Raw genomic sequence first — 23775 nt, 5'->3', positions numbered from 1 at the left:
ACCAAAGTGCTAGTGCTTCAACTAGCACAGCAAATGCGCTAGCTCAGAGTATCAGTGAATCAACCAGCCAAGCTGTTAGCCAAAGTGATTCAGTAATTAACAGTACTAGTGTCTCACAAAGCACAGTTGACCAAAGTGCTAGTGCTTCAACTAGCACAGCAAATGCGCTAGCTCAGAGTATCAGTGAATCAACCAGTCAAGCTGTTAGCCAAAGTGATTCAGTAATTAACAGTACTAGTGTCTCACAAAGCATAGTTGACCAAAGTGCTAGTGCTTCAACTAGCACAGCAAATGCGCTAGCTAAAAGTATTAGTGAATCAACCAGCCAAGTTGTTAGCCAATCGGCTAGTGTTAGTGCTAGCCAAAGTGGTTCTGAAAGTGAACAGGTTACAATCAAAAAGCAAGATATCTTTAGTATTGTTAATCCAACGTGGATTAATGATGCAGATATTAGTAAAGGGCGTAATCATGATCGCCAGGACTTAGGCATTATTCTAGGCAAGGGTAACAGTATTCGACTTCGACAAGTTAATCCTAATTTTAAGGATAAGTTGACTTTGCGTCTTTTGGGCGATGATAGTGCTATTGAACAGGAAGCTAGTGTTGGTAATGATTGGGTAACGATAACGGCTAAAGACAACTTTGTGCCTTTCATTGAAACACCACTTGGAGAGAATGGCGCTCAAATTGAATATGAAATAGTATCACCAACTGATCAAAAGAAACTGCCAATTTATCAGTTTGGGCAGAATCAATCTGAATTTTTCCAAACATGGCAGCAAAGTCAAGCTGAATATGGTTTGATTAAAAGTAAATCATTTCAAATGTTAGTTCCAATAAAAAATTATGATTTATTGAAACAAAACCCGAGTTTCAAAAGCTTAGACTCATTGATTAATTATTACGAGGGTATCTTTGCTAAGTATAATGAAATTGCTGGTTTTGATAATTCTTCTAATCTAAATCGTAATAGCCAAAACCGTTACTTCATCAAGGCAGATATCAGTGGAATTGGTTACGCCTATTATGGACATCGTTGGACAGCCCAGCATGGGGATCATATTGATATGTATTTGCATGGCCCTGAAGAAGGTACATGGAATGCTGACGTTGCCCACTGGGGTACCCTGCATGAAATTGCTCATGGGTATCAAGCTGGTTTTGACGATCAAGGAATGTATACTAGAGAAGTTTCCAATAATTTGTTCTGTATCCAATATGAGTATGAAAAGTATGGCAAACGTGCAGATCAAGTTGGCTGGCTTTTTGATTTTGGTAATCGTAAAGCGGTGGAAGATGCGATGGATGTAGCATGGGTGAATGGTAATCATTCCTATGAGGCAATGGATAATCGTCAAAAGTTGATTTTACTAACAATGTTAAGACAAAAAGCTGGTAATGGCGCGCATACTGAACTCTATAAAGGATATCGTGAATTAGCCAGTCAGCCTGGTTTTGATGCTAAACGTTATCCGCTTCCTGATTTGTTAAACCAATATTATAGTGATTATAGTCAGCAAGATTTCACACCTGTCTTAGAAAATTGGGGTCTTAAATTAAACACCGATCAAGCAGATCGTAATCGAGATCGTGGCTATCATCCAGTAGCACATTTGATTGATGTGGTGCCAGCTGACAGTTTGAAAGCTGCGCGACAGTTGTTGGATCCTAATATTTTGATTAATTCTAATTTTGAGCTAGTTCAAAATAAGGATATTCAAGCCCTTGGCTTACATGGTAACTTAACGGTTAACCTAGTCGGTGATCAATTAACTGAGCTCCAAGGACAGCAGCTGATACTAAAAGACGGTAATCAAGTAGTAGCCAGTCAAACGATTACTGGTAATCAAGTAATCTTTAATCAGGTGCCAAATGGTATTTATGATGTCGTATTAGCTGGTAATCGTACCGATCAAATTTTTACCACTCAAAAGTATGCTCTGGTTAAGGAAGCAGACAACAGTTTGAATTTGAATTTCCAGGTGCAAGCACGCAGCCAACTACTTAATCAAGCAATTGACTTTAGAGGCTACGCTGATCGTACCGCGGCGACCTTAACGACTGATTTAAGTGCTGGTTTGGTTCATTTCAATGTGATTAATAATCAACCTCATGAGTATATTAATGATGACTATATCAAATTGACAGTCAAAGATACTCAGGGGCAGATTACTTATCAAACCGTTCTTAAAGGTAAGACTGCTGTCGTTGGGGATAATGTTTTTAAGATTAATCCTGGAGATACAATTGAAATTTATCATAGGGAAACGAAAACTCGTTTACAATCAAGTGATGATTTGATTAATAAGAATAGTTCTACAAACGTATTAACCGTCACTCAGTATGGATTGGAAAATAAAGCCTTAAGTACAACAGCTAAAGAAATTTTGTTGCAAAAAATTGATGCATTAGGTAATAAGCTTGAAGCTGATGCTAGTTATGGTAACTTAGCTGGTTCAGATCGTATTAAAAACTTGAAACTAGCCATTCAAGGGTTAGATGCAGAAACACAAAAAACTTTGATGACTAAATTTGGTAACCTATTTCAATAATTAAGCTAGAAAAAAGCATGAATCCGAAAATTAATTCGAGTTCATGCTTTTTATTGAACATTTTACGATTAAAGTAACTTAGAAGTCTTTAATTTGATGTTGTTAGAATAGTCAACTGGAATGTCAATCACGACTGGACCGTCAATTTCAAAGGCCCGGTCAAGAGCATCCTTAAATTCGATTAAACTATTGACTCGAATACCAGTTGCACCATAGCCATCCGCAATTTTGGCATAGTTAATATTGTTAAAGTCAACACCAGAATCTTTACCATATTTGGCAATTTCTTGGAATCGAACCATGTCATAGTGTGAATCATTCCAAATCAATTGGACAATATTTGACTTCAACCGAACCGCTGTTTCCAAATCCTGTCCAGAAAATAGGAAACCACCATCACCAGAAATTGAAACAATCTTTTGATTGGGGCGAATCAATGAGGCGCTAATCGCCCAAGGCAGAGCCACACCTAGTGTTTGCATCCCGTTACTAAAGAGTAGTGTTCGGGGGCTATAAGATTCAAAATACCGCGCCATCCAAATATAGTGACTACCGATATCAACAGTTACAGTGGTATCGTTGTTTACTTTATTTTGAAGCACTTCCAAAATTTGAAGGGGATTGAGCTTATTTTGTTCAGTTGGTTTAGCTAAGTAATCACGGTAGTTAGCATCATCAATAGCTGCATACTTAGCACGTAAATCATCCAATTCCTGTTGCCGGTTGGTATCAAAATCAGGCTTAGTTGGTAGTGATTCTTTAATGGCGGTCAAGGTTTCAGCAATACTACTTTGAATTTTTAGCTTGGGCTGGAAATCATTGGATAACTCGGCCTGGACTTCATCAATACAGATAATTGGCGTAGCATCATTATTCCAATTGCGAGGTTCATACTCAACTGGATCGTAACCAACAGTCAAAATTAAGTCACTATCGCGTAAAACGGAATCCCCCAATTGGTTCTTAAAGAGGCCAATTCGGCCGAAAAATTTGTTGAGCTGTGTTTTAGATACTGCACCGGCACCTTGGAAAGTTTCGACCACAGGAAGAGCAAATTGATCAATTAATGCTCGCAAAGCAGCTGTGTTTTCTGGGCTTGAAGCGCGCATTCCAGCTAAAATCACAGGGGCCTTGGCGGTCTTAATTTTTTCGCTAATGCTATTTAAAATACTTGGGCTAGGCTGACCATAATCAACTTCAGTCAAGGGGTTCAATACTGGCCGAGTGACTTCTTGGGCGAGAACATTCTGTGGTAGGGAAATGAACGTGGCTCCTTGCTTGGGTGAAATTGCAGTTTGGTAAGCATTAGTGAAGACTTCGGAAACGTTGTTAGAATCTTCCACCTCGACACTGCTTTTGGTAACTTCTTTTAGCAAATTAGCACTGTTAACGGCTTGGTGGGTTGCTCGGTTTAAATCATCTTGAGGAACTTGTCCACCCAAGGCGATTAGAGGATCACCTTCGCTGGTAGCGGTGAGTAGACCGGTTGTTAAGTTTGTCACACCGGGTCCTGAAGTAACAATTGCTACACCAGGTTTACCAGTTAGGCGACCAATCGCCGCTGCCATAAAGATAGCATTTTGTTCGTGGCGTGTTACAATCAACTCAGGAGCACGTGGATCCTTGTGGTATTGCAATGTTTCAAACAATAAATCTACTTTGGCACCTGGAATACCAAAACAGTATTGGATTCCTTGGTTAATCATTGATTGTACGAGTGCTTCAGCACCGTTCATTTCTTTATTTTCCAAAATTAGTCCTCCTAATTATTTTAAGAAAGTGACGCAACAACATGGACACAACAACATTATACCAGCATTCAACCCTCGCGGACTTGACCGCTGGTTTATTTTCTGGTACGCTACCTGTTTCACAATTACTACAGCATGGTAATACTGGTATTGGTACTGGAGATGGATTAGATGGTGAATTAATTATTTTGGATGGTCAAGTTAATCAAATCACTGGTGATGGGGAAGTTAGGGAACTAGCACCTAAAGATATGGTTCCTTTTGCCAACGTACATTTTGCAGATTATCAATCAATTGGTGAATATCAAAAGATGGACAAGGATGAAACATTGGCTAAAATTGCCCAAGAAAAAATTTGGAATAATATTTTCTATTCATTTATGTTGAAAGGGAACTTCACCCGGGTGAAGACTCGTTCTGTTCATAAACAAAAACAACCATATCCTAGTTTAGCCCAAGCAGCTCAAAAGCAAGGCGTTTTTGAGAGGGAAAATATTAGTGGCCAGATGTTAGGCTATTATGCGCCTAGTCTTTATAACGGTGTGGCCGTGGGCGGTTTTCACTACCATTTTATTAGTGATGATCATTTATTTGGTGGCCATGTTTTGGACTTTGAGCTTAATCAAGCTAGTTTAGGTTTACAAATGTTTGATAATTTAGTACAACATTTTCCCGTTGAATCTGTCGATTTCATGAATTTTGATTACAGTCAGCACCACGATATTGCTGAACAAATCAGTCATGCTGAAAAATAATCAAGTGATGTAAAATAACGCCTTTGGGCGTTATTTTTTATGACTCAAAAGCTATTATTTTTGGCAAATGTGGTTGACATAATATTATTTAATTTAAATAAATAATTCTCTTAATTACTGATATAAAGCGATTTTTTAAATTTTAGGGGGCTTGACAAAAAAGTGATATTCCAGTAAAATACTGGGAGTAATTAGAGTAGGTCGCGGACTTTCTGTTTGCGACCTTTGTTTTTAAATGGGGGCAACTGATATGGCACAACGTATTCCGCAGACTGTCATTGATGAAGTTCGGCAAAAGACCAATATCGTTGATTTGATTGGGCAGTATACCCAGTTAGTTAAACGTGGTAAAGAGTGGAATGGGTCTTGTCCATTTCATGAAGATCGACGGCCTTCTTTGTTCGTTGACGAAAAGAAGCAAGTGTTTCACTGTTTTTCTTGCGGTCGGTCAGGGACGATTTTTTCTTTTCTAATGGAAAAGGAAAATTTAACCTATCCAGCTGCGATAGAATCTTTGGCTCAAGCGGCCGGAATGCCCCTTGATCCGCGTTATCAGAATCAAGGGGAAGGACCTCAAGAGCAACGTTTCACGGCGATTTATCAGTTGTACTCAGCAGCTCAACGCCTGTATCAGCATATTTTGCTAAACACTACGGCAGGGGAACAAGCCTTAGATTACCTACATGAACAACGTGGAGTTGACGACGAACTAATCCGTCAATATGGAATTGGTTTTGTTCCTAGTGATAATGTTTTGCTTTCCTATGCAAAGGAGCAGGAACTCAGTCCACAACTACAAAACGATTCGAATTTGTTTTTAACTAACGAGGCTGGTCAAAGGCGTGATCGCTTTGCTAATCGAATTGTTTGGCCAATCGCTAATGCCAGTGGTCAAGTAGTTGGTTTTTCCGGACGAGCCTTAGATTCTAAAAATCCGATTAAGTATATGAATAGTCCTGAAAGTGAATTTTTCAATAAAGGGCAACTTTTATATAATCTTGATCAAGTTAAAAACAACATTCGCCAAGCTAGCACGGCCATGATTTTGGAAGGTTTCATGGATGTCATGTCCGTCAATATGCTTGACCCAGCAATCGGGTTGGCGACGATGGGGACTGCTCTAACTAATGACCACGTTCGCCAAATTGAACGTTTGGCCAAAAAAGTTTTACTAGTTTACGATGGTGATCAGGCTGGGCAGAATGCAGCTAAGCGCAGTATTGCCTTAATTAATCAAGAAGCACCTAAAATTGAAGTGGGTGTTATTGTTCTACCGGATAATTTGGATCCTGACGAAATGCGGTTACAACGGGGGTTGCCTGCGTTACAAAATTCGCTCCAGCAAGGGGTCCTGACGCCCGTTGAATTCTTAGTTAGTGCCGCTCGTACGGGGCGAAATCTTTCCAACCAAGCTCAATATTTAGATTTCTTAAAAGAAGTCATGGTGATTTTAAAACAGGCTAGTCCGGTTGAACAAGATATTCAGCTTAATCGCTTGAGTGAGGAATTTGGTACGGATAAGGGCGCCTTGCAGCAACAGTTAGCGACAACAACGTTTCCTAAAGTTCGCCAAGAAACCACAGATTCTGGCTTAATTCTGCCACCCCATGCATTGGTTGAACCTGATTTAAATGCATATTTGCCGGGTTCTTCCATTAGTCGGATTGAACTAGCTGAACGGGGATTGATCATGGCAATGATTAAATCGCCGGCTATGATGAGCTACGTGAAATCCCAAGCCGGTTTCGCCTTTGTGCATTCCGATTACCAGTTAATTATGATGCTGATTGAGGTCTATCAGCAAAATGTTGGTTCGGATTTTGATTTAGCTAAGTTTATGGATTTTATTCAAAAACCAGCCCTAAATCAAAAAATTATGGCAATTGAAAGAGAATTTGGTGATTTAGCCGTGGAACGGGATGCTGTCCAGGACTACCTTCGGGTGGTTATGCGAGAAGCCCCTTACGAAAATAAGCTAAACGAGTTGACGCAAGCGATTCGCTTAGCTAAACAGCAGCATGATGATAGCAAGTTAATTCAGCTTTCAACAGAGTTAATTAACTTAAAGCGTCAGATGCAACACGATAGGAGATAGTATGGCAAAAATTTCAAGTTCAAGTAAAATTTCAGAAATTAAAGACTACTTAAATGAGCAAGGAATCGCCTTTAATGGCCGTGCACGGAAGGCAGAACTTTTAGCATTAGCTGAAGGAAAGTCGCCGGAAGAAGCTGCCGAAGCGGGGCGTAAGGTTAGTCACCATACCGCTAAAAAGTCTGGACCCATTAAAAGCGCTGCCTATGAAAAACAAGTGCGAGAATTATTGAAAGAATTCAAGCCAGCTAAACAGATTCTATATAAGGAACTTTCTCAACGAATTGCTGAACCTTTCCATTTGGATGGAGAAAACATCGAACGTTTGATGGAAAAGGTTGAAGATGCTGGAATCGCCATTGTTGATGAATCTGGTGATCCTGCTCCTGAAGTGCTGAAAGCCAAGCAAAATAAGCCATCCAAGGAAGAATTAGAATCTGCTGAAAATACGGCTGGGATTAAGATTAATGATCCCGTGCGGATGTACTTAAAGGAAATTGGTCGAGTTAGCCTGTTAAAAGGTGATGAAGAAATCGAGCTGTCCAAGCGAATTGAAGCTGGTGATTTAGAAGCTAAACAAGAATTAGCCGAAGCCAACCTACGTTTGGTGGTGTCGATTGCTAAGCGTTATGTTGGGCGTGGTATGCAATTCTTGGATTTGATTCAAGAAGGAAACATGGGTTTGATGAAAGCCGTTGATAAGTTCGACTATACCAAGGGATTTAAGTTTTCAACCTATGCCACTTGGTGGATTCGTCAGGCTATTACTCGTGCCATTGCTGATCAAGCCCGGACGATTCGTGTACCGGTCCACATGGTCGAAACAATTAATAAGTTAATTCGAATTCAGCGTCAACTGCTTCAAGATTTGGGTCGTGAACCGATGCCAGAAGAAATTGGAGCCGAAATGGACTTGACTGCTGATAAGGTTCGTGAAATTCTTAAAATCGCGCAAGAACCTGTTTCTCTAGAAACCCCAATTGGTGAAGAGGATGATTCGCATTTGGGTGATTTCATTGAAGATAACGAGGCCGTTTCACCGGCCGATTCAGCAGCCTATGAAATGTTGCGTGAACAATTAGAATCGGTCCTAGATACCTTAACAGATCGAGAAGAAAACGTTTTGCGTCTTCGTTTTGGTTTGGAAGATGGTCGGACACGTACTTTGGAAGAAGTTGGCCGAGTATTTGGTGTTACCCGTGAGCGGATTCGTCAAATTGAAGCGAAAGCATTGCGGAAGTTACGGCATCCAAGTCGTTCTAAGCACTTAAAGGACTTCATGGACGAAGATTAATAGCAATTTTAAAAAGCCACGCCAATCCGTGGCTTTTCTTATGGGCCTATGCTAAACTAAAAATCAGCGGTTCATCAACCATCCCGCTCTAAAAAAACTAGGAGAGAAAAGCATGAATTCTCAGGAACAAGGTCGTTCACAGACTTATAATTTAACAGTAACAGCAATTGTTGCCGCTTTATATGTGGCCATTACCACGGTAGTTGCCCCGTTTAGCTTTGGCCCCGTCCAACTCCGTTTATCAGAAGGATTAAACCATCTGGCCGCTTGGAATAAGCGCTATATCATCGCTTTGGGACTCGGGGTATTAATTTCCAACTTCCTATCACCCCTTGGCTGGATTGACTGGGTATTTGGTACTTTGGGAACGGTTATCATGACTAGCTTAACCTATTATTTTAGCCGTTCAGTCAAAAGTACCTTAGCCAAGTTAGCAATCAGTACCCTGATTATTTCTACGATTGGTATGGCTATTTTAGCCGCTGAGTTTACCTTTGCTTTTAATATTCATGCTGCCGGTGCCAGTGCTCCAGCAGATCTACATGCTAACATTTTAGGGCAGTGGTTATCTTTTTACTTGATGGTTCTGCCTGGCGAACTAGCTTCCTTAATCGTCGGTGGTATCGTTATCTTTGCCTTGGAAAAAGTGGTAAATCTTAGCAAATGATTGAACAAAATTATCAAAATAAAAATATTTTATTAACCGGTGCCGCGTCTGGCATCGGTTTTTCTCAATTAGAGACTTATTTATCGACTGGGGCTCAGGTTTGGGCATTAGATCAGCAGACTATTCCGCTCAGTCACCCCAATTTGCATGCAATTCAAATTGATTTACGTAATCATCAGCAGTTGCAATCTTTAGCGGCTGAATTGGTGGCTGAATGTACCTTTAATATTCTCTTAAACACTGCCGGAATATTAGATGGCTTTCAACCGACTTTAGCCACCGATTGGCAGTTATGGCAGGATGTTTGGGCAACGAATGTTACGCCTATGTATTTGCTGACCAATGCCTGTTTACCAGGAATGTTAGCCCAGCAGCGTGGTCATATTGTTAATATGGCCTCCATTGCTGGTTTGATTGCTGGAGGTGGTGGGGCAGCATACACCACTAGTAAACATGCTATTGTTGGCTATACCAAACAACTAGCTCTGGATTATGCTAGTCAGGGTATTCATGCCAATGCGATTGCGCCAGGAGCAATTGAAACCCCGATGAATGCAGCTGATTTTGCGGGTAATGGTGACATGGCTCGACAAGTTGCCAATCAAACACCCGCCCGTCGTTGGGCCAAACCCCAAGAGGTAGCCGATTTAACTTTATATTTAACTAGTCCACAAGCTGATTATTTAAATGGGGTAGTCGTGCCCATTGACGGTGGGTGGTCACTGGGACATTAGAAAATAATTTGAAAGTCAGTCAAGCATGTCTTACACTGAACATAACATTTGATGCAGTGAAAGGATGGTAATTATGGTAGAGCGCGTATTAAACCAAACAATGACACTTAGCAACGGTGTAGAAATTCCGGTCTTAGGACTGGGTGTTTGGAAGAGTTCAAACACGGAAGCTTCTGATGCGGTTCAAAGTGCAATCAGGAATGGTTATCGTTTAATTGATACCGCCAAACAGTATGGTAATCAGCCGGGCGTTGGAGTTGGAATTCAAAAGGCCTTAAAAGACAATCATCTTAATCGTAAGGATTTGTTTATTACGACTAAAGTTTACAATGGTGATCAAGGTTATGAGTCAACCTTGCGTGCCTTTGAGGAACAGTTAAAAGAATTACGGTTAACTTATTTAGACTTATATCTAATTCATTGGCCTGTGGATGGTAAATATATTGATACCTGGCGGGCCATGGAAAAGCTCTACCGTGAAGGCCGAGTGCGTGCGATTGGCGTTTCTAATTTTGATATTAGTTGCTTGCAAGACTTACTAGACCATACTGACATCATGCCCCAGGTGAACCAAATGGAATTTAATCCCTTGGTGCAAGAAGAAGAATTAATAGGCTATATGAATGCCATTGGCATGTCCATGGAAGCTTGGTCACCACTAGGTGGTGGGCAAGCCCTAAACAATCCGACAATTCTTGAAATTGCTCAAAAACATGATAAGACGAGTGCTCAAGTGATTTTGCGCTTTAACTATCAGATGGGCTTAATCACTATTCCAAAATCGGTTCACGAAGAGCGGATTATTGCTAATACCATGCTAGATGATTTTGAATTATCCGAGTCTGAAATGTTGGCTATCCAACAACTAAATCAAGAGAAACGTAGCCTTTGGTATGAAGATTTTGCCTGGCACACGCCGCATCGTCAACAGGCCTTTGCCGATAGTGTAGATAGTTGGGATGACCGTTCCGAATATTTACCTAAATGATGAATCTTTAAAAGTCCTGTAAAGGGCTTTTTTATATCGGTTAAACATGTCGAAAAAGTAATAAGATATGCCTGTTTAAGTTGACTTTCTGGTTGGTTGTACGTATAGTAGCAGACATATGGACAGTACCTTTCAGGTCTGTTAAAACGCGGATTTTTAGCCAATAGGAGGCGAAATATACATGGCATTTTTGGAGCTTCAAGACATATATAAATCATATTTTTTGGGTCGTGAAGAATTTCCAGTTTTAAAGGGAATTAATCTGTCCTTTAATAAGGGTGAATTTGTTTCGATTCTAGGTGAATCGGGTGGTGGTAAAACCACTTTAATGAATATCATCGGGGGACTAGACCGTCGTTTTAGTGGGACGGTGACGGTTGACGGAGAGGTTCTTGATCATGAACAAGAAAAGGCCTTAGATCTTTATCGTCGGAAAACAATTGGTTATATTTTTCAAAGTTTCAATTTGATTAACTACCAAACTAATCTAGAAAATGTCGAAACATCATTGAACATGACTAGCCTGTCAGGTAGTCAACGGAAACAACAAGCCATTGAACTTTTAAAAAAAGTTGGCTTAGAAGGGCATATCAATAAATATCCATCGCAACTATCAGGAGGACAAAAGCAACGAGTAGCCATTGCTCGAGCCCTAGCAGGTGATCCTGATATTATGATTGCTGATGAACCAACGGGTGCCTTGGATTCCGGTAATACCAATGAAGTGTTGGAATTACTAGATCAAATTGCTCGCGAAGGTAAGTTGGTGATTGTTGTTACCCATTCACAAGATGTAGCCAATTATGGTACTCGGATTGTGCATATGGAAGACGGACATATTGATCAACAAGAACAGCTCAAGAAACCATATTCTTCCCATCAATATGAACGTAATCGTGGGGTTAAGTCTCGGCCCCTATCTCGTCGGACCCTTTGGGACATGGCCTTTGACCACTTGAAATTTAAAAAACTCCAAAATTTTTTAATTATTCTAGGATCCTCTATTGGTTTAGGGGCTGTGATTCTCTTCTTAGGTCTTGGTAGTGGGGTTAAGGGATATATTAGCAAACAGGTTACGGACACTATTAATCCTAATTATCCAACTGTCACCAAGCGAATTTCAACGGACAATAATGCGTCTGATGAAGATGAGCAAAATGCGCTTTCACAAGCCCTACAAGATGACTATAATGCCACTGTCATTAGTGATGAAAACCTTGCTAAACTTTCTAAAATTAACCATGTTAGTAAGGTTTATCCTGGTTATCAGTTTAGCGGCGTTAGCTTCACGGTTGGCGAACAAAAGAAGACTGGTTCTATTTTTACTTGGACACCAGCCTTTCAAGATAACATGATTAAGGCCGGTCATAAGCCAACCAAGGATGGCGAGATTGTGATTGACCAGTCCTTTGCTAAAAAAATTAATAGCAATTGGAAGTCAGTCATTGGTCAAACAGTAACTATTAATTATTCTGTAACTGATAAAGTTGGAAACGCTGTAGCTGTTACTGGAACTGCCAAGGTTGTCGGTATTACTAAGGCTGACAGCGGTATTAATGCTACTACTGCTGAAACTATTAAGAATCAATTGATTAATGCCGGTGGACAAACGGCTTATAATTCTGTGCCTGTTCATGTTGATGCAACGACTAATGTTAAACAAGTAACCCAAGACATTAAAAAGTTACAGGATGCTAATAAGCATCAAATCTTTAATGTTCAGTCGGTAGGGGACACTTTGACTCAAATCAACACTATTACGAGTCTAGCCTCAAAGGTTTTGGCAGCGATTGCTGGTATTTCCTTGATTGTTTCAGCCATCATGATTATTGTGACGACCTATATGTCAGTAGCCGAACGTACCCAAGAAATTGGTGTGCTAAGGGCATTGGGTGCTCGGGCCAAAGATATTCGCTCACTCTTTACTAATGAAGCACTACTAATGGGTATTATTGCCGCTGTTTTGGCAATTATCATGGCTTTGTTGATTCAAGTAGCGATGAATGCTGCTTTGCATAGTATGATTAGTTACAATATCGTTCAGATTTCAACTGGAGATATTATTCTGGCTGCAATCATGAGTATCTTGATTGCTTGGATTGCTAGTTATGTGCCTTCTCGACAGGCAGCTCATTTGAATACTATTGATGCCTTAGCATCTAACTAAGTTAAAAGGACTTACCATATTTGGCAGGTCCTTTTATTGTGGATTGATATTGTTTAAAATAGTTTTTTTCATAGCTGCTACAGCTGGGACGGCTAATTGACTGTGGTTAATAATCAGGCCCAATTCTCGATAATAAGATTTTTCAAAGGGATAGACGCGAACGTTTCCGGATAATTTTTTCAGAGCTAATTTGGGCAAAATACCCAGTCCTAAACCAGCTTCAACTAGGGCAATAATTGATTGATCATCAATCGAGAAATTAATAGCATTTAAATGAACATTGTAATAATCCAAAGCCGCTTTGGTATCTTGATCATAATCGCTTTTTTGCAAAATAAAATGCTGATCAATTAAATCTTGCTTACTAATTGAGTGACCATTGAGTGGCGTAAAATCTTCTTGTGTGACACATTGAATTTCGTCTTTTATCAAAGAGAAAACGGCCAATGCATCTGTCACCGGCAGAGTAGTGAAGCCAATGTCGATTTTTCCCAACCGAACATCCCGTTGAATTTCAGCAAAGCTAGCTTGTACAATGGCAATTTCGACATCGGGATATTCCTGCGAAAAGTCACGAATAATACTTGGGAGCCAATTAATGCAGACACTGCTAAAGGCTCCGATGGTAATTTTACCACCACGCAGGCCTCGTAAATGATCAGCTAAATTCAGTATTTGTCGTTCCTCATTTAACAAACGCTCGACGATTGGTAAAAGCGCCTGGGCGTCTTGCGTTAGTGCCATTTCTGAGCGATTACGAATAATCAAAGACAAACCTAGTCGACTTTCTAATTGAGTAATAGCGTGGCTAACCGCACTGGGAGTGACATTTAAACGTTGAGCTGCCTTTTGAAATGAGGATAATTCAGCCACTGCGGCAAAAATTTCATAAGAAGAAGTTTTCATAAGAGTCCTTACTTGAAAAAAACTCACTTTAAATTGAAAAAAATGAGTTTTACTTATTGTATCTAGCAGTATAAGCTAAAAATAGTAATAAATACAAATATTGGAGAGTACTTATGGCTGAACAGAAATTAGCCCGAAATTTATCAAAACGACATGTTAGTATGATTGCCTTAGGTGGAACAATCGGAACTGGACTTTTCTTAGGAGCTGGTGATTCCATTCAAAAGGCTGGACCAGCAATCCTTTTGATATATATCATCACTGGATTTTTTATTTTTGCCATGATGCGTGCCCTGGGGGAGCTCTTAGTATCGGATTCCTCAAAACCGGTTTTTATTGATTTTATGGAGGAGTATCTAGGACCCAGAGCGGGATTTATTTTAGGCTGGACCTACTGGCTAGGGTGGATTATCATCGCCATGGCGGAGTTGACGGCGATTGGTAATTACATGCATTTTTGGTTTCCTAATATGCCAATTTGGATTTGGGAATTTGCCTTTTTAGCAGTTTTGTATCTCATTAACGTTACTGCGGTTGAGGCTTTTGGGGAAACTGAATTTTGGTTTTCAATGATTAAGATTACTGCCATTATTGCCATGATTGTGGTTGGTTTTGTGATGGCTATCTTCCAGGTTAAAACCTCAGTTGGCGTAACCCATTTTTCTACACTATGGAGTCATGGGCTGGTTGCCCATCATGGGCATGAACTTTTGGCAGCCTTTCAGATGGCTTTCTTCGCCTTTTTAGGGGTTGAATTTGTCGGTATTACTGCTGCCGAAACTAAAGATCCTTTGGAGACAATTCCTAAGGCTGTTAATTCAATTGTGGTTCGAATTTTAATTTTCTATATTGGTGCTTTGGCCGCTATTATGACGATTCAACCTTGGAGTGACTACAGTGGTAAGATGTCACCTTTCGTCCAAGTGTTTTCTGGAATTGGGATTGCTAGTGCCGCTGGGATAATTAATTTTGTTGTGTTAACGGCTGCGGCTTCATCCTTGAACAGTTCACTCTTTACGACTGGTCGGATGTTATATTCTCTATCAGAAGGGCAGGGACCTTTCTCTAAGTTAAATAAACATGCCATTCCGATGCGGGCGATTAATTTTTCAGCCCTATTAATCGGGTTAGTTATCATTCTGAACTTTATTTTCCCTAACGATGCCTTTAGTTTGGTGACAGCTACGGCTTCAGCCACTTTTCTAGTCATCTATGGTAGTTTGATGATTACGCACCTCAAGTTCCGTAAATCTAAAAATTACCAAAAGGGTAAGCACTACTTCCGTTTACCTTTTGCTCCTTACCTAAACTTCCTGACCATTGCCTTTTTGTTCATGATTTTCTTGATTCTACTCTTTACGCCGGCAACCATGATGACTACTTTGATAGCGGTTGTTTGGTTTGTGGTGCTATATGTCATCAGCCTCATGAAAATCAAAAAATAGGAGTGTCATAAAAGCTAACTTATTTCTGAGATGTCCCGATTAAGGAGCGTATAATATCCGACAGTCAAGGAGATATTATATGCGCATTGAAACGGATTCACTGGGCTCGTTAGCCGTTCCTGATGAGGCTCGATACGGTATTCATACCCAGCGGGCTTTGAATAACTTCCCTATTTCCCAAACAACTACTAATCCAGCTGTAATAGCTGCTTTGATTGAAATCAAGCTAGCTGCTGCTAAAACTAATGTTGCGGGGGGGACTTTGGCTGGTGATATTGGTCAGTTAATTGAACAAGCCTGCCAAGAATTGTTAAACCATCCAATTGATTCAGCTGATTTTCCAATTGGTGATATTCAAGGTGGCGCTGGTACCAGTACTAATATGAATGTCAACGAGGTGGTTGCTAACACAGCTTTATCATTTCTAGATGAGCCTAAGGGTGCGTATCAACGAGTACATCCGAACGACCACGTCAATATGGGTCAGAGTACTAATGATACCTATCCTAGTGCGGGTAAAATTGCCTTCATTCGTAATTTGCAGCCCTTGTTGGCTGAGTTAGAGGCTTTAATTGATGCTTTAGCACACCAGGCTGAAGTGAATGCTCAAACCTATAAGATGGGGCGGACTCAGCTACAAGATGCTGTGCCAATGGCTTTAGGTAATACTTTTCACGCCTGGTTGGTTGCTTTACAACGAGATTTAAAGCGAGTTATTCAGGCCCAAGCTGGTCTTTATACCTTAAATTTAGGTGGTTCAGCAATTGGGTCTGGAATTAACGTCAGTCGATATTATCAAGAACATATTATTGAGAATCTGGTTGAAATTACTGGTTTACCACTCCGTCAAGCTGATGATTTATTTGATGCAACTTCAAATTTAGATGGCTTTTTGGCCCTGTCGGCGGCTTTGAAAAGTTTGGCTACTAATCTATCTAAGATTGCTGCCGATTTGCGCTTAATGAGTTCTGGCCCTCGGTCAGGTTTACATGAGATTAATTTACCGGCTAAACAGGCGGGGTCGTCGATTATGCCTGGTAAAGTTAACCCTGTGATTCCGGAAGTAGTTAGTCAGGTGGCCTTTGAGGTAATCGGTTTTGATGCAACTATTACTGCTGCTGTTGGTGGTGGACAGTTGGAGTTAAATGCTTTCGAACCAATTATTTTTAAGAGTTTGTTTACGGGGATTGAACATTTAACTGCTGTGATGGCAACCTTTAGGGTGAATGCCATCGAAGGCTTGGTCGCTAATAAGGAACAACTTCAGGCTGATGTTCATTTTTCGATTAGCTTTGCAACCGCCATGGTGCCCTTGGTTGGTTATCAAAAGGCGGCTGATTTGGCAAAGCAATCGCTAAAAAATGGACAATCACTGCATGAGTTAGCTGAAAATTCAGGTTGGTTTAGTCCGAACCAAATGAAAGAAATTTTTAATGTTGAACGTTTAGTTAAAAATGGCCGTCAAAACGGTCATGGATTAATTTTTGATAAGTAATCTAAAAAAACGTGTTGATGCACGTTTTTTTATTTGTTCAGTAAAAAGTTTCTATATAGTGAATATGCTATTATATGAAGATAAACTTTTATTGAAAAGGAGAATTTTAATGACTAAATTAGCCGTTGTCGGTGCTGGGGTGGGTGGATTATCGGCTGCTATATATTTGCAAGCGGCCGGCTATCAGGTCGATTTATTTGAAAAAAATAGTTACATTGGTGGCAAGATGGGCCGCATTGATACGGGCAAATACCGTTTCGATGTCGGACCTACAATTGTCATGATGCCAGAAATATATCGTCAGGTTTTTAGTGATAGTGGGGTTAATCCAGATGATTATTTTCAAATGAGCCGTCTGAATCCCTTTATGGATGTCTATTTGGCGGGTAAGAAGGATCGCCCCCTATCGTCGGATTTAGTTGACATTACTAAAACCTATGAAGGGGTTTCCAGTCAAGATATGGCCGGATTCTTAACTTATTTAAGTGATATTTATCAGCGTTATGATTTAGCTAAGGAACATTTTATTGCCCGTTCCTTTCGTAGTCCTTGGAATTTTTGGAATCCTAAAACATTACTTCAGGCCTTTCGCTTAAAAACTTTTTCATCGTCATATCAATCGTTGAAAAAATATCTAGAATCTGAAGATCTGATAAAATTATTAGCCTTTCAAACTCTTTATATTGGAATTTCTCCTTTCAATGGACCGTCCATTTATAACATCATTCCTATGATCGAACTCTTATACGGCGTTTGGTATATTCAAGGTGGCATGTACTCTTATGCACAGGCGTTGGAACGCCGTTTTAAAGAATTAGGTGGCCAAATTCATCTTAATACAGCGATTGAATCAGTGACCTTTACCAATAAAAATGCAGATGGAATCATGATTGCTGGAGTTAAGCATGACTATGATGTTGTCGTGATGAATGCTGATTTTCCATATGCGATGAACCATTTAATTCCTGACCAAGCTGGGGTTAAACCACGGCGTTATCAAATTGAAAAGATTAATCAAATGGATTATGCCATCTCTTGCATGGTGATTTATCTGGGCCTTGATCGTCAATATGACCATTTGAATGTTCACAATCTGCGGATGGCTGAAGATTTCTTTAAAAATATTGATGAATTGGAAAAAGGAATTTTACCCGATGATCCGTCATTTTATGCTTATTACCCTAGTAAGGTTGACGGTTCCATGGCGCCTGATGGCCATTCCTCTCTCTATATTTTGGCACCGGTTCCTAATCTAAAGGATTTTGATGGTTGGAATGAACAACAGACTAAAGACTTTAGTCAGAAAGTCTTTAGTCGTTTGGCCAGTGAGCTAGATCTGCCTGATTTGCTCAATCATATTGATTATCAGCAAATTTACACCCCCGATGATTTTAAGTCAGAGTTTAATTCAGCCTATGGGGCAACTTTTGGATTGAAGCCAACCTTGCTGCAAAGCAACTATTTCCGACCTCATAATAAGTATCCCTATGCTCAAAAACTTTATTTTGCTGGCGCAAGTGCGCATCCGGGTGCCGGGGTACCGATTGTGTTGACTTCAGGTGAATTGGCGGCCAAGGAAGTCATGCGTGATTTACCATTACCAGCGGGGAAGTCGAGGTCACTTAGTGAATAGTACGGACCGAGCGCAAGTAATTTTAGAGAATGCTAATCTTTTTGAGCCCAGTCGGACTAGTATTCAAAAAAATTCCAGTTCCTTTTATTTTACCTTCTCACGATTACCCAAACATCAGGCCTTAAGTGTTTATGTGCTTTATCATTTTTTACGTGAATTAGACGATGCCGTCGATGCTCATGATGAGCAGGCTTACCAAATATTAACCCAAGAATGGACTACTTTTAAAAAAGGGGATACTTCAAAAAAGCCACTCTGGCAGGCTTTGCGCTTAATTTTTGATTTATATGAAATTAAATTCACCTGGTTAGACGATATGTGGGCAGGCCAGCAACATGACTGGGCGAGTTTGCCGATCAATACCCAAGCTGACTTAGATCAGTATTGCTACCAGGTGGCCGGGACGGTCGGGCTGATGTTAATGCCAATTTTAACGGAAAACCAATTGACTTATGATTCGGAGTTGGTCATTAAAATTGGGCAGGCCATGCAATTAACTAATATTTTGCGGGATGTAAAAGAAGATGCACAGGCGGGCCGAGTATATCTACCAAAAGATTTATTAGCACAGTATCGTATAGAACCTAAAGATCTGTTGGCTCGGGGCGTAACATCAAATTTACGTCAATTATTGGTAGATGAAGCCCGGCAAGCCCAAAGTTACTACAATCAATTACCCATTTTGATAGAACAATTAAACGAAGCACAGACCGGTAAAGTCTTGGCCTTAGCCAGTAATATTTATCGCGGTATCTTAGATAAAATCATCGCTAATAATTATCAAGTATTGAAAAAACGCACCTATCTTAATCAATGGGAAAAATTACAAATTTTAAAACAGACACAGAATGCTTTTGACTAGTTTTTAATTTTGATTTCATTTTCACTTAATCGTTTTTTTACTTTAAATTTTTATTATAAATACATGCCCAAGATAACTAATCAAGTGGCAGTTAAAAATAAAAAATTAAAAAGCGAGGACGATTAAATGACATCATCCCTAAACACTAATTCAAAGACCCGTAATTACAAAATGTACAAGGCCGGCAAGCAGTGGTTATTTGCAGCTGCGACAGTAGCGGTTGTTGGTGGTTTAAGTCAATTTGATTTACAGGCCAATGCCGATACTAGTATCCCAAGCGTAAAGATGACAAATACCGTAAATAACAGTACAAGCACTAGTCAAACTGATCAAAGCACAACTAGTCAAAATCAAACTAGCACCAGTCAAAGTGAGCTTAACCAGGTACAAAGTACCAATAGTCAAACAGCAACAAAAGTGCTGGATTCAACTAGTCAACAGTCCCTAACAGTAAGTTCAACTGAATCGACAGTGACACAAGTCGCTTCTGACAATAGTACTGCCACACCTAATTCAACGGCTATAGGTGCAGATTCAATCAGCAGTCAAACTAATATCACTTTCAATCAAGATCAAACCCAAGTTGGTAGTAACCAGGCAAGTGTCCAAGACAATACCGTCACGATTAACCAGGCAGGTACTTATCAAGTATCTGGCAGTGCTAGCGATGCTCAAATTGTTGTCAATGCCCCTGTGGATGCTGCTGTTACGATAGTTTTGAATAACGTAGACTTAACTAATCAGTTGGGTGCAGTTATCAATGCTAAGCAATTTGGTAATTTGACGATTACCTCACTTGGTACTAATACAATTACAACTTCTGTGCCAGTAGAAAACGAGGAGAGTTTAGATACAATTAATCCGAATGGGGCCATTTATGCCAATGGCAATCTCGCCTTAAACGGGGATGGCACTTTGAACATTAGTTCAACCATGAATGGCGTTTCTGCCGATGGAACGTTAACGGTTAATTCCGGTAATTTAAATGTGACTAAGTCATATGAAGCTTTAGAAGGTGAAATTGTAACCATCAACGGTGGAAACTTGAATTTAAATGCTAGTGATGACATTATTAATGCCCAACTTGATCAAACTAAATACGATGCAGGTTCGACGAATCCACAGGCTATTAATATTAATGGTGGTAATTTAATTTTGCATGGTGGTGGAGATGGTTTGGACTCCAATGGAGACATTAATATTGCTGGTGGAAATGTAATTTCAATGATTGATTCAACCCCAGATAATGGTGCCATTGATGGGGATGGGACCATTAGCTTTACTGGTGGTACGGTGCTGTGGGGTGGTACTGGCACGGAAGGAACACCCAATGCCCAGACATCCAGTCAAAGTTATGTCAAAATTGGTAAGGTAAGTGCTGGTGACACCATTACTATTGCTCAAAATGGTCAGACTCTTAAACAACTTTCATCCCCACAAGCGGCTACTTACCTTAATCTGTCAATGCCGGGATTAACAGCTGGACAAACTTATCAGGTGGCTGTGAATGGTACAACAACTGATGTAGTTGCTGGTCAAGGTGGCGGCTCTGGTATGACTGGAGAAGGTGGTCCAATGGATGGGATAGGTAATGGTAGGCCACCGATGGGCGGCCAGGGTGGCTTCCCAAATCGGACTGAAAATCAGCAAGAACCAATGACTGAGACGAATGGTACAGATGTTCAACCTATTCCAATGGCTAACCAGCTATTGCACTCAAATTGGGAAAGTAATAACCATTCTGGATTGATTAGCACCAGTACACAAGTGACAACCTTAAATGATGACAATCGTTTTAATCAGGGAAGTGTTCGTTATCAATCTGAATTTTTAACAAATAAGCAGACGGTAAGTCCGTCAAAAATTACGACTAGTAGTCAGGGGGCTTTGCCAAAAACTAGTGATAATGATGCTAGTACTAATCTGGGAATTGCAGGAATCATTGCCGCACTTGCCGCCCAGGCTGCGGTTATCCTAGCCTTTTGGAAAGTTAAACAACCCAAAAAGTAAATTAAAGACCAACAATTGGTCTTTTTTTATGTGAAAAAGTGTTCTCATTGGAACAGCTATAGTAAAATATTTAGTGATTGTGAAAAAATAAAAGTGTTCACCAAGGAGAGAAGATGAAGCACCTTCCAAAATCAATTAAACGTATTTGGTTTATGATGAGTATCATTAATTTAATGGGTAACCTAGTAATTCTAGGGGCCTATTTTCTTGCTCAACATTTATGGTGGTCGTGGTTACCCGATTGGGGTATCATAATTTGGGTCACGATTTCCCTAGTAATTTTTGTGGTGGAATTAGCCTTAATTCCCTACCGTTATGCGGTTTATCAGTACGCCGTTTATCCTACTGAAGTTGAAATTAAAAAGGGTTTTTTCTGGCGTCGCTTTAGTGCGATTCCAATTGCCCGGGTGCAAAATGTTGATTTACAGCAAGGCCCTTTATTGCGTTTTCAACAGTTATATCGTATAACGGTCGCCACGGGTGGTTCCAACCATACCATCGAGGCCTTGAGTCACGAACAAGCTGTGACTTTAAAAGATCAAGTTATGGCTCTAGCACGGGAGGCTCGTAATGATCAATAAGCAACATCTACACCCGTTTGCTTTATTAATCAAGGTAGGCTTTCTTTTTCGTGACTTCTTACCGGCTGTGTTTGGTTTTGTATTCCTGCGTCAGTACTGGCAGATATGGCTTATATTACCGATAGTTCTTCTTATGTGGGCCGGTTTAGACTATTATTGTTTTACTTATGAAATGACCGATAAGGAATTAATTGTTAATTCTGGGGTTATTATCAAACAGCAACGGCACATACCATACAAACAAATTCAAAATTTGCAGCGTCGTCAGTGGTTTTTCCTAGAACCATTTGGAGTGGAAACTTTGATCGTTGATACAGGTGCTAAGGAAAAAGATCAAAGAGAAGTGACTCTCTTAGCTGTATCTAATGTGGTCCGGATGTTGCTTGACTTTAACAGTTCTGAACCGACTGATTTGACTCAGTTGCCGGTAGAACCAGTTAAAGAAATGAAAAAATCAACCGAGTATAAAATTGGATTTAAAGAATTAGCTCTCTATGCTATGACAAATCCTGACATTTTGGGTCAGTTTTTATTTATTTTAGTTATATCTAATCATTTAGGTTTGACGGATATCATTAGTAATGCTAGTGACACGCTTGTTGACCATGTTAGCCATTATGGGCTAGTGGCGATTCTAATCGTTTTAAATGTGATTATATTGAGCTTGGTGGTCGTTAATTTAGTCCGTGTAATGTTGCGGTTTTACGGCTTTATGGTGTTACGCCAAGATAATTTATTGACTGTACAAAGAGGTTTAATTCAAAAAAGTATTCTCCATGTATCGATTAATCGGATTCAATCAATTCATATTCGCCAAAATATTTTTCGTCAAATTTTTGGTTTAGTGACAGTTGAATTAGATTTAATCGCTGATGCAACGAAAAGTGATGAACAAAAACGGGTGACTTTGATTCCAGTTATCAGTCAAGATAAGGTTTACTCAGTGTTAAAAGAATTCTTAGACTATCCGCCTGAACAAGCGCCAATTATTAACAAAGGAGATTGGTATACTTCTTGGTTGTTTGTTCGTAATGCCTTAGTCGGTGTGGGTATTGTAGCCATGGCTATGGCAATTTTTTATCACGGATTTTGGTACTGGGTAGCTTTGATGCCACTGGTAATCTTAGCGATTATCTTTGGCTGGTATAAGGGCTACTATACTGGGGTTAATAGGTATGATGATGGGCATTTAGCCTTGCGAACAGCTCGTCAATTAACTAATGATACCGCCCTGATTGGCTGGCACGAGATTCAAAGTATGTCAGTTGATGTCTCTTTATTAATGGTCTGGACCAAACGAGCCAATTTGATTGTGAGTGTTCGGAGCGGCAATCAGGTTTTACGTTTACGGTATCGTTACTTACCAACCCAGGAAGTTGAAGCTATTTTTAAGTGGTATCGGGAATATGTTTGATGGAGTCAGGCTGAAAGGTTTATAATCTAACTAAGGAAAGCAATATCAGGAGGTTCACTATGAATAGGGAGAAATTCAGTAACTATTTGCAAAGAGACGATCGATACTTTAGTTTGAAATTCTTTGGCTTGACTTGGTTAACCTTACTTTCGTATCAATTAATCATGAATATTGCCACGCATGATATGCTTTTAAATCAGTTTGGTAACAATTTTTGGGTGGCACTCTTGGTTACCTGGGCTTGGACAAATCAGTTACAGAAAAACGTATTAATTAATTGGCATTCAGCCAGAAAGTTTTTGCTAATTTTATTGGCCATTTGGTTTGTAACACAGGCCTATTATCATAGTGACCAAATTATAGACGGTTGGCGGGCTGCTCAAAGTGCTGGTTTTTACTAAATATTACAAAGCGATTAAACAATCGCTT

18 protein-coding genes are annotated in these 23775 nt (G+C 39.9%); 16 read left to right on the top strand and 2 right to left on the bottom strand.

Annotated elements, in window-relative coordinates; all coding sequences use genetic code 11:
- Positions 1 to 2552 (top strand): putative mucin/carbohydrate-binding domain-containing protein (locus tag M4974_RS04440; protein ID WP_248715786.1); only part of this gene is annotated, 2552 nt, incomplete at its 5' end.
- A 68-nt stretch (positions 2553 to 2620) separates the two neighbouring features.
- On the opposite strand, the gene alsS is transcribed toward M4974_RS04440, so the two are convergent.
- On the bottom strand, positions 2621 to 4288 hold the full coding sequence (gene alsS, locus M4974_RS04435) for an acetolactate synthase AlsS (protein WP_248706295.1): 1668 nt from the start codon (positions 4286 to 4288) through the stop codon (positions 2621 to 2623).
- Positions 4289 to 4344: 56 nt separating this feature from the next.
- On the opposite strand from alsS, the gene budA reads away from it, so the two are divergent.
- The 7 genes from budA to M4974_RS04400 all read left to right on the top strand — a co-directional run bounded on the left by budA (position 4345) and on the right by M4974_RS04400 (position 13000).
- Positions 4345 to 5058, top strand: a complete 714-nt coding sequence (budA, locus tag M4974_RS04430) for an acetolactate decarboxylase (RefSeq protein WP_248706076.1) — start codon at positions 4345 to 4347, stop codon at positions 5056 to 5058.
- A 250-nt stretch (positions 5059 to 5308) separates the two neighbouring features.
- Positions 5309 to 7153 (top strand): DNA primase, encoded by a 1845-nt coding sequence (dnaG, locus tag M4974_RS04425; RefSeq protein ID WP_248706077.1) that lies wholly within the window; start codon positions 5309 to 5311, stop codon positions 7151 to 7153.
- Between the two features lies 1 nt (position 7154).
- Positions 7155 to 8444 carry an RNA polymerase sigma factor RpoD gene (gene rpoD, locus M4974_RS04420; protein ID WP_248706078.1) on the top strand — a complete coding sequence of 430 codons (1290 nt, stop codon included), beginning with the start codon at positions 7155 to 7157 and terminating at the stop codon, positions 8442 to 8444.
- Between the two features lie 112 nt (positions 8445 to 8556).
- Positions 8557 to 9111: a QueT transporter family protein gene (locus tag M4974_RS04415; RefSeq protein ID WP_248706079.1), complete on the top strand. Its 555-nt coding sequence runs from the start codon at positions 8557 to 8559 to the stop codon at positions 9109 to 9111.
- A complete protein-coding gene (locus M4974_RS04410) occupies positions 9108 to 9845 on the top strand; it encodes a 3-oxoacyl-ACP reductase (protein WP_248706080.1) in 738 nt (245 codons plus the stop codon). The genes M4974_RS04415 and M4974_RS04410 overlap by 4 nt, the downstream gene beginning before the upstream one ends.
- A 73-nt stretch (positions 9846 to 9918) precedes the next feature.
- On the top strand, positions 9919 to 10833 hold the full coding sequence (locus M4974_RS04405) for an aldo/keto reductase (RefSeq protein ID WP_248706081.1): 915 nt from the start codon (positions 9919 to 9921) through the stop codon (positions 10831 to 10833).
- A 181-nt stretch (positions 10834 to 11014) separates the two neighbouring features.
- The gene (locus M4974_RS04400; RefSeq protein ID WP_248706082.1) at positions 11015 to 13000 is read left to right on the top strand and encodes an ABC transporter ATP-binding protein/permease; all 1986 of its coding nucleotides are present in this window, start codon (positions 11015 to 11017) and stop codon (positions 12998 to 13000) included.
- A 33-nt stretch (positions 13001 to 13033) separates the two neighbouring features.
- Here M4974_RS04400 and M4974_RS04395 read toward each other — a convergent pair whose 3' ends face one another.
- Entirely contained in the window at positions 13034 to 13906 is an 873-nt protein-coding gene (locus tag M4974_RS04395; protein WP_248706083.1) for a LysR family transcriptional regulator, read from the bottom strand.
- Between the two features lie 113 nt (positions 13907 to 14019).
- Here M4974_RS04395 and M4974_RS04390 point away from each other — a divergent pair, with 113 nt between their 5' ends.
- The 8 genes from M4974_RS04390 (at position 14020) to M4974_RS04355 (ending at position 23747) form a co-directional block, all read left to right on the top strand.
- Complete coding sequence (locus tag M4974_RS04390) at positions 14020 to 15351, top strand: amino acid permease (protein WP_248706084.1); 1332 nt, start codon at positions 14020 to 14022, stop codon at positions 15349 to 15351.
- Positions 15352 to 15430: 79 nt separating this feature from the next.
- Complete coding sequence (locus M4974_RS04385) at positions 15431 to 16846, top strand: aspartate ammonia-lyase (protein WP_248706085.1); 1416 nt, start codon at positions 15431 to 15433, stop codon at positions 16844 to 16846.
- Positions 16847 to 16955: 109 nt separating this feature from the next.
- Positions 16956 to 18479 carry a phytoene desaturase family protein gene (locus M4974_RS04380; RefSeq protein WP_248715785.1) on the top strand — a complete coding sequence of 508 codons (1524 nt, stop codon included), beginning with the start codon at positions 16956 to 16958 and terminating at the stop codon, positions 18477 to 18479.
- Positions 18433 to 19341 (top strand): phytoene/squalene synthase family protein, encoded by a 909-nt coding sequence (locus tag M4974_RS04375; RefSeq protein WP_248715784.1) that lies wholly within the window; start codon positions 18433 to 18435, stop codon positions 19339 to 19341. Before M4974_RS04380 ends, M4974_RS04375 begins: the two co-directional genes overlap by 47 nt.
- Before the next feature lie 126 nt (positions 19342 to 19467).
- Complete coding sequence (locus tag M4974_RS04370) at positions 19468 to 21351, top strand: carbohydrate-binding domain-containing protein (protein WP_248706088.1); 1884 nt, start codon at positions 19468 to 19470, stop codon at positions 21349 to 21351.
- Between the two features lie 113 nt (positions 21352 to 21464).
- On the top strand, positions 21465 to 21932 hold the full coding sequence (locus M4974_RS04365) for a PH domain-containing protein (RefSeq protein WP_248706089.1): 468 nt from the start codon (positions 21465 to 21467) through the stop codon (positions 21930 to 21932).
- Complete coding sequence (locus tag M4974_RS04360) at positions 21922 to 23346, top strand: PH domain-containing protein (protein ID WP_248715783.1); 1425 nt, start codon at positions 21922 to 21924, stop codon at positions 23344 to 23346. Before M4974_RS04365 ends, M4974_RS04360 begins: the two co-directional genes overlap by 11 nt.
- A 59-nt stretch (positions 23347 to 23405) precedes the next feature.
- Complete coding sequence (locus M4974_RS04355; RefSeq protein WP_248706091.1) at positions 23406 to 23747, top strand: hypothetical protein; 342 nt, start codon at positions 23406 to 23408, stop codon at positions 23745 to 23747.
- Positions 23748 to 23775: the final 28 nt, after the last annotated feature.

This window comes from Convivina praedatoris, assembly GCF_933208495.1.
GTDB classification, from domain to species: Bacteria; Bacillota; Bacilli; order Lactobacillales; family Lactobacillaceae; genus Convivina; species Convivina praedatoris.
This window is presented reverse-complemented; position numbering and strand designations above follow the sequence as displayed.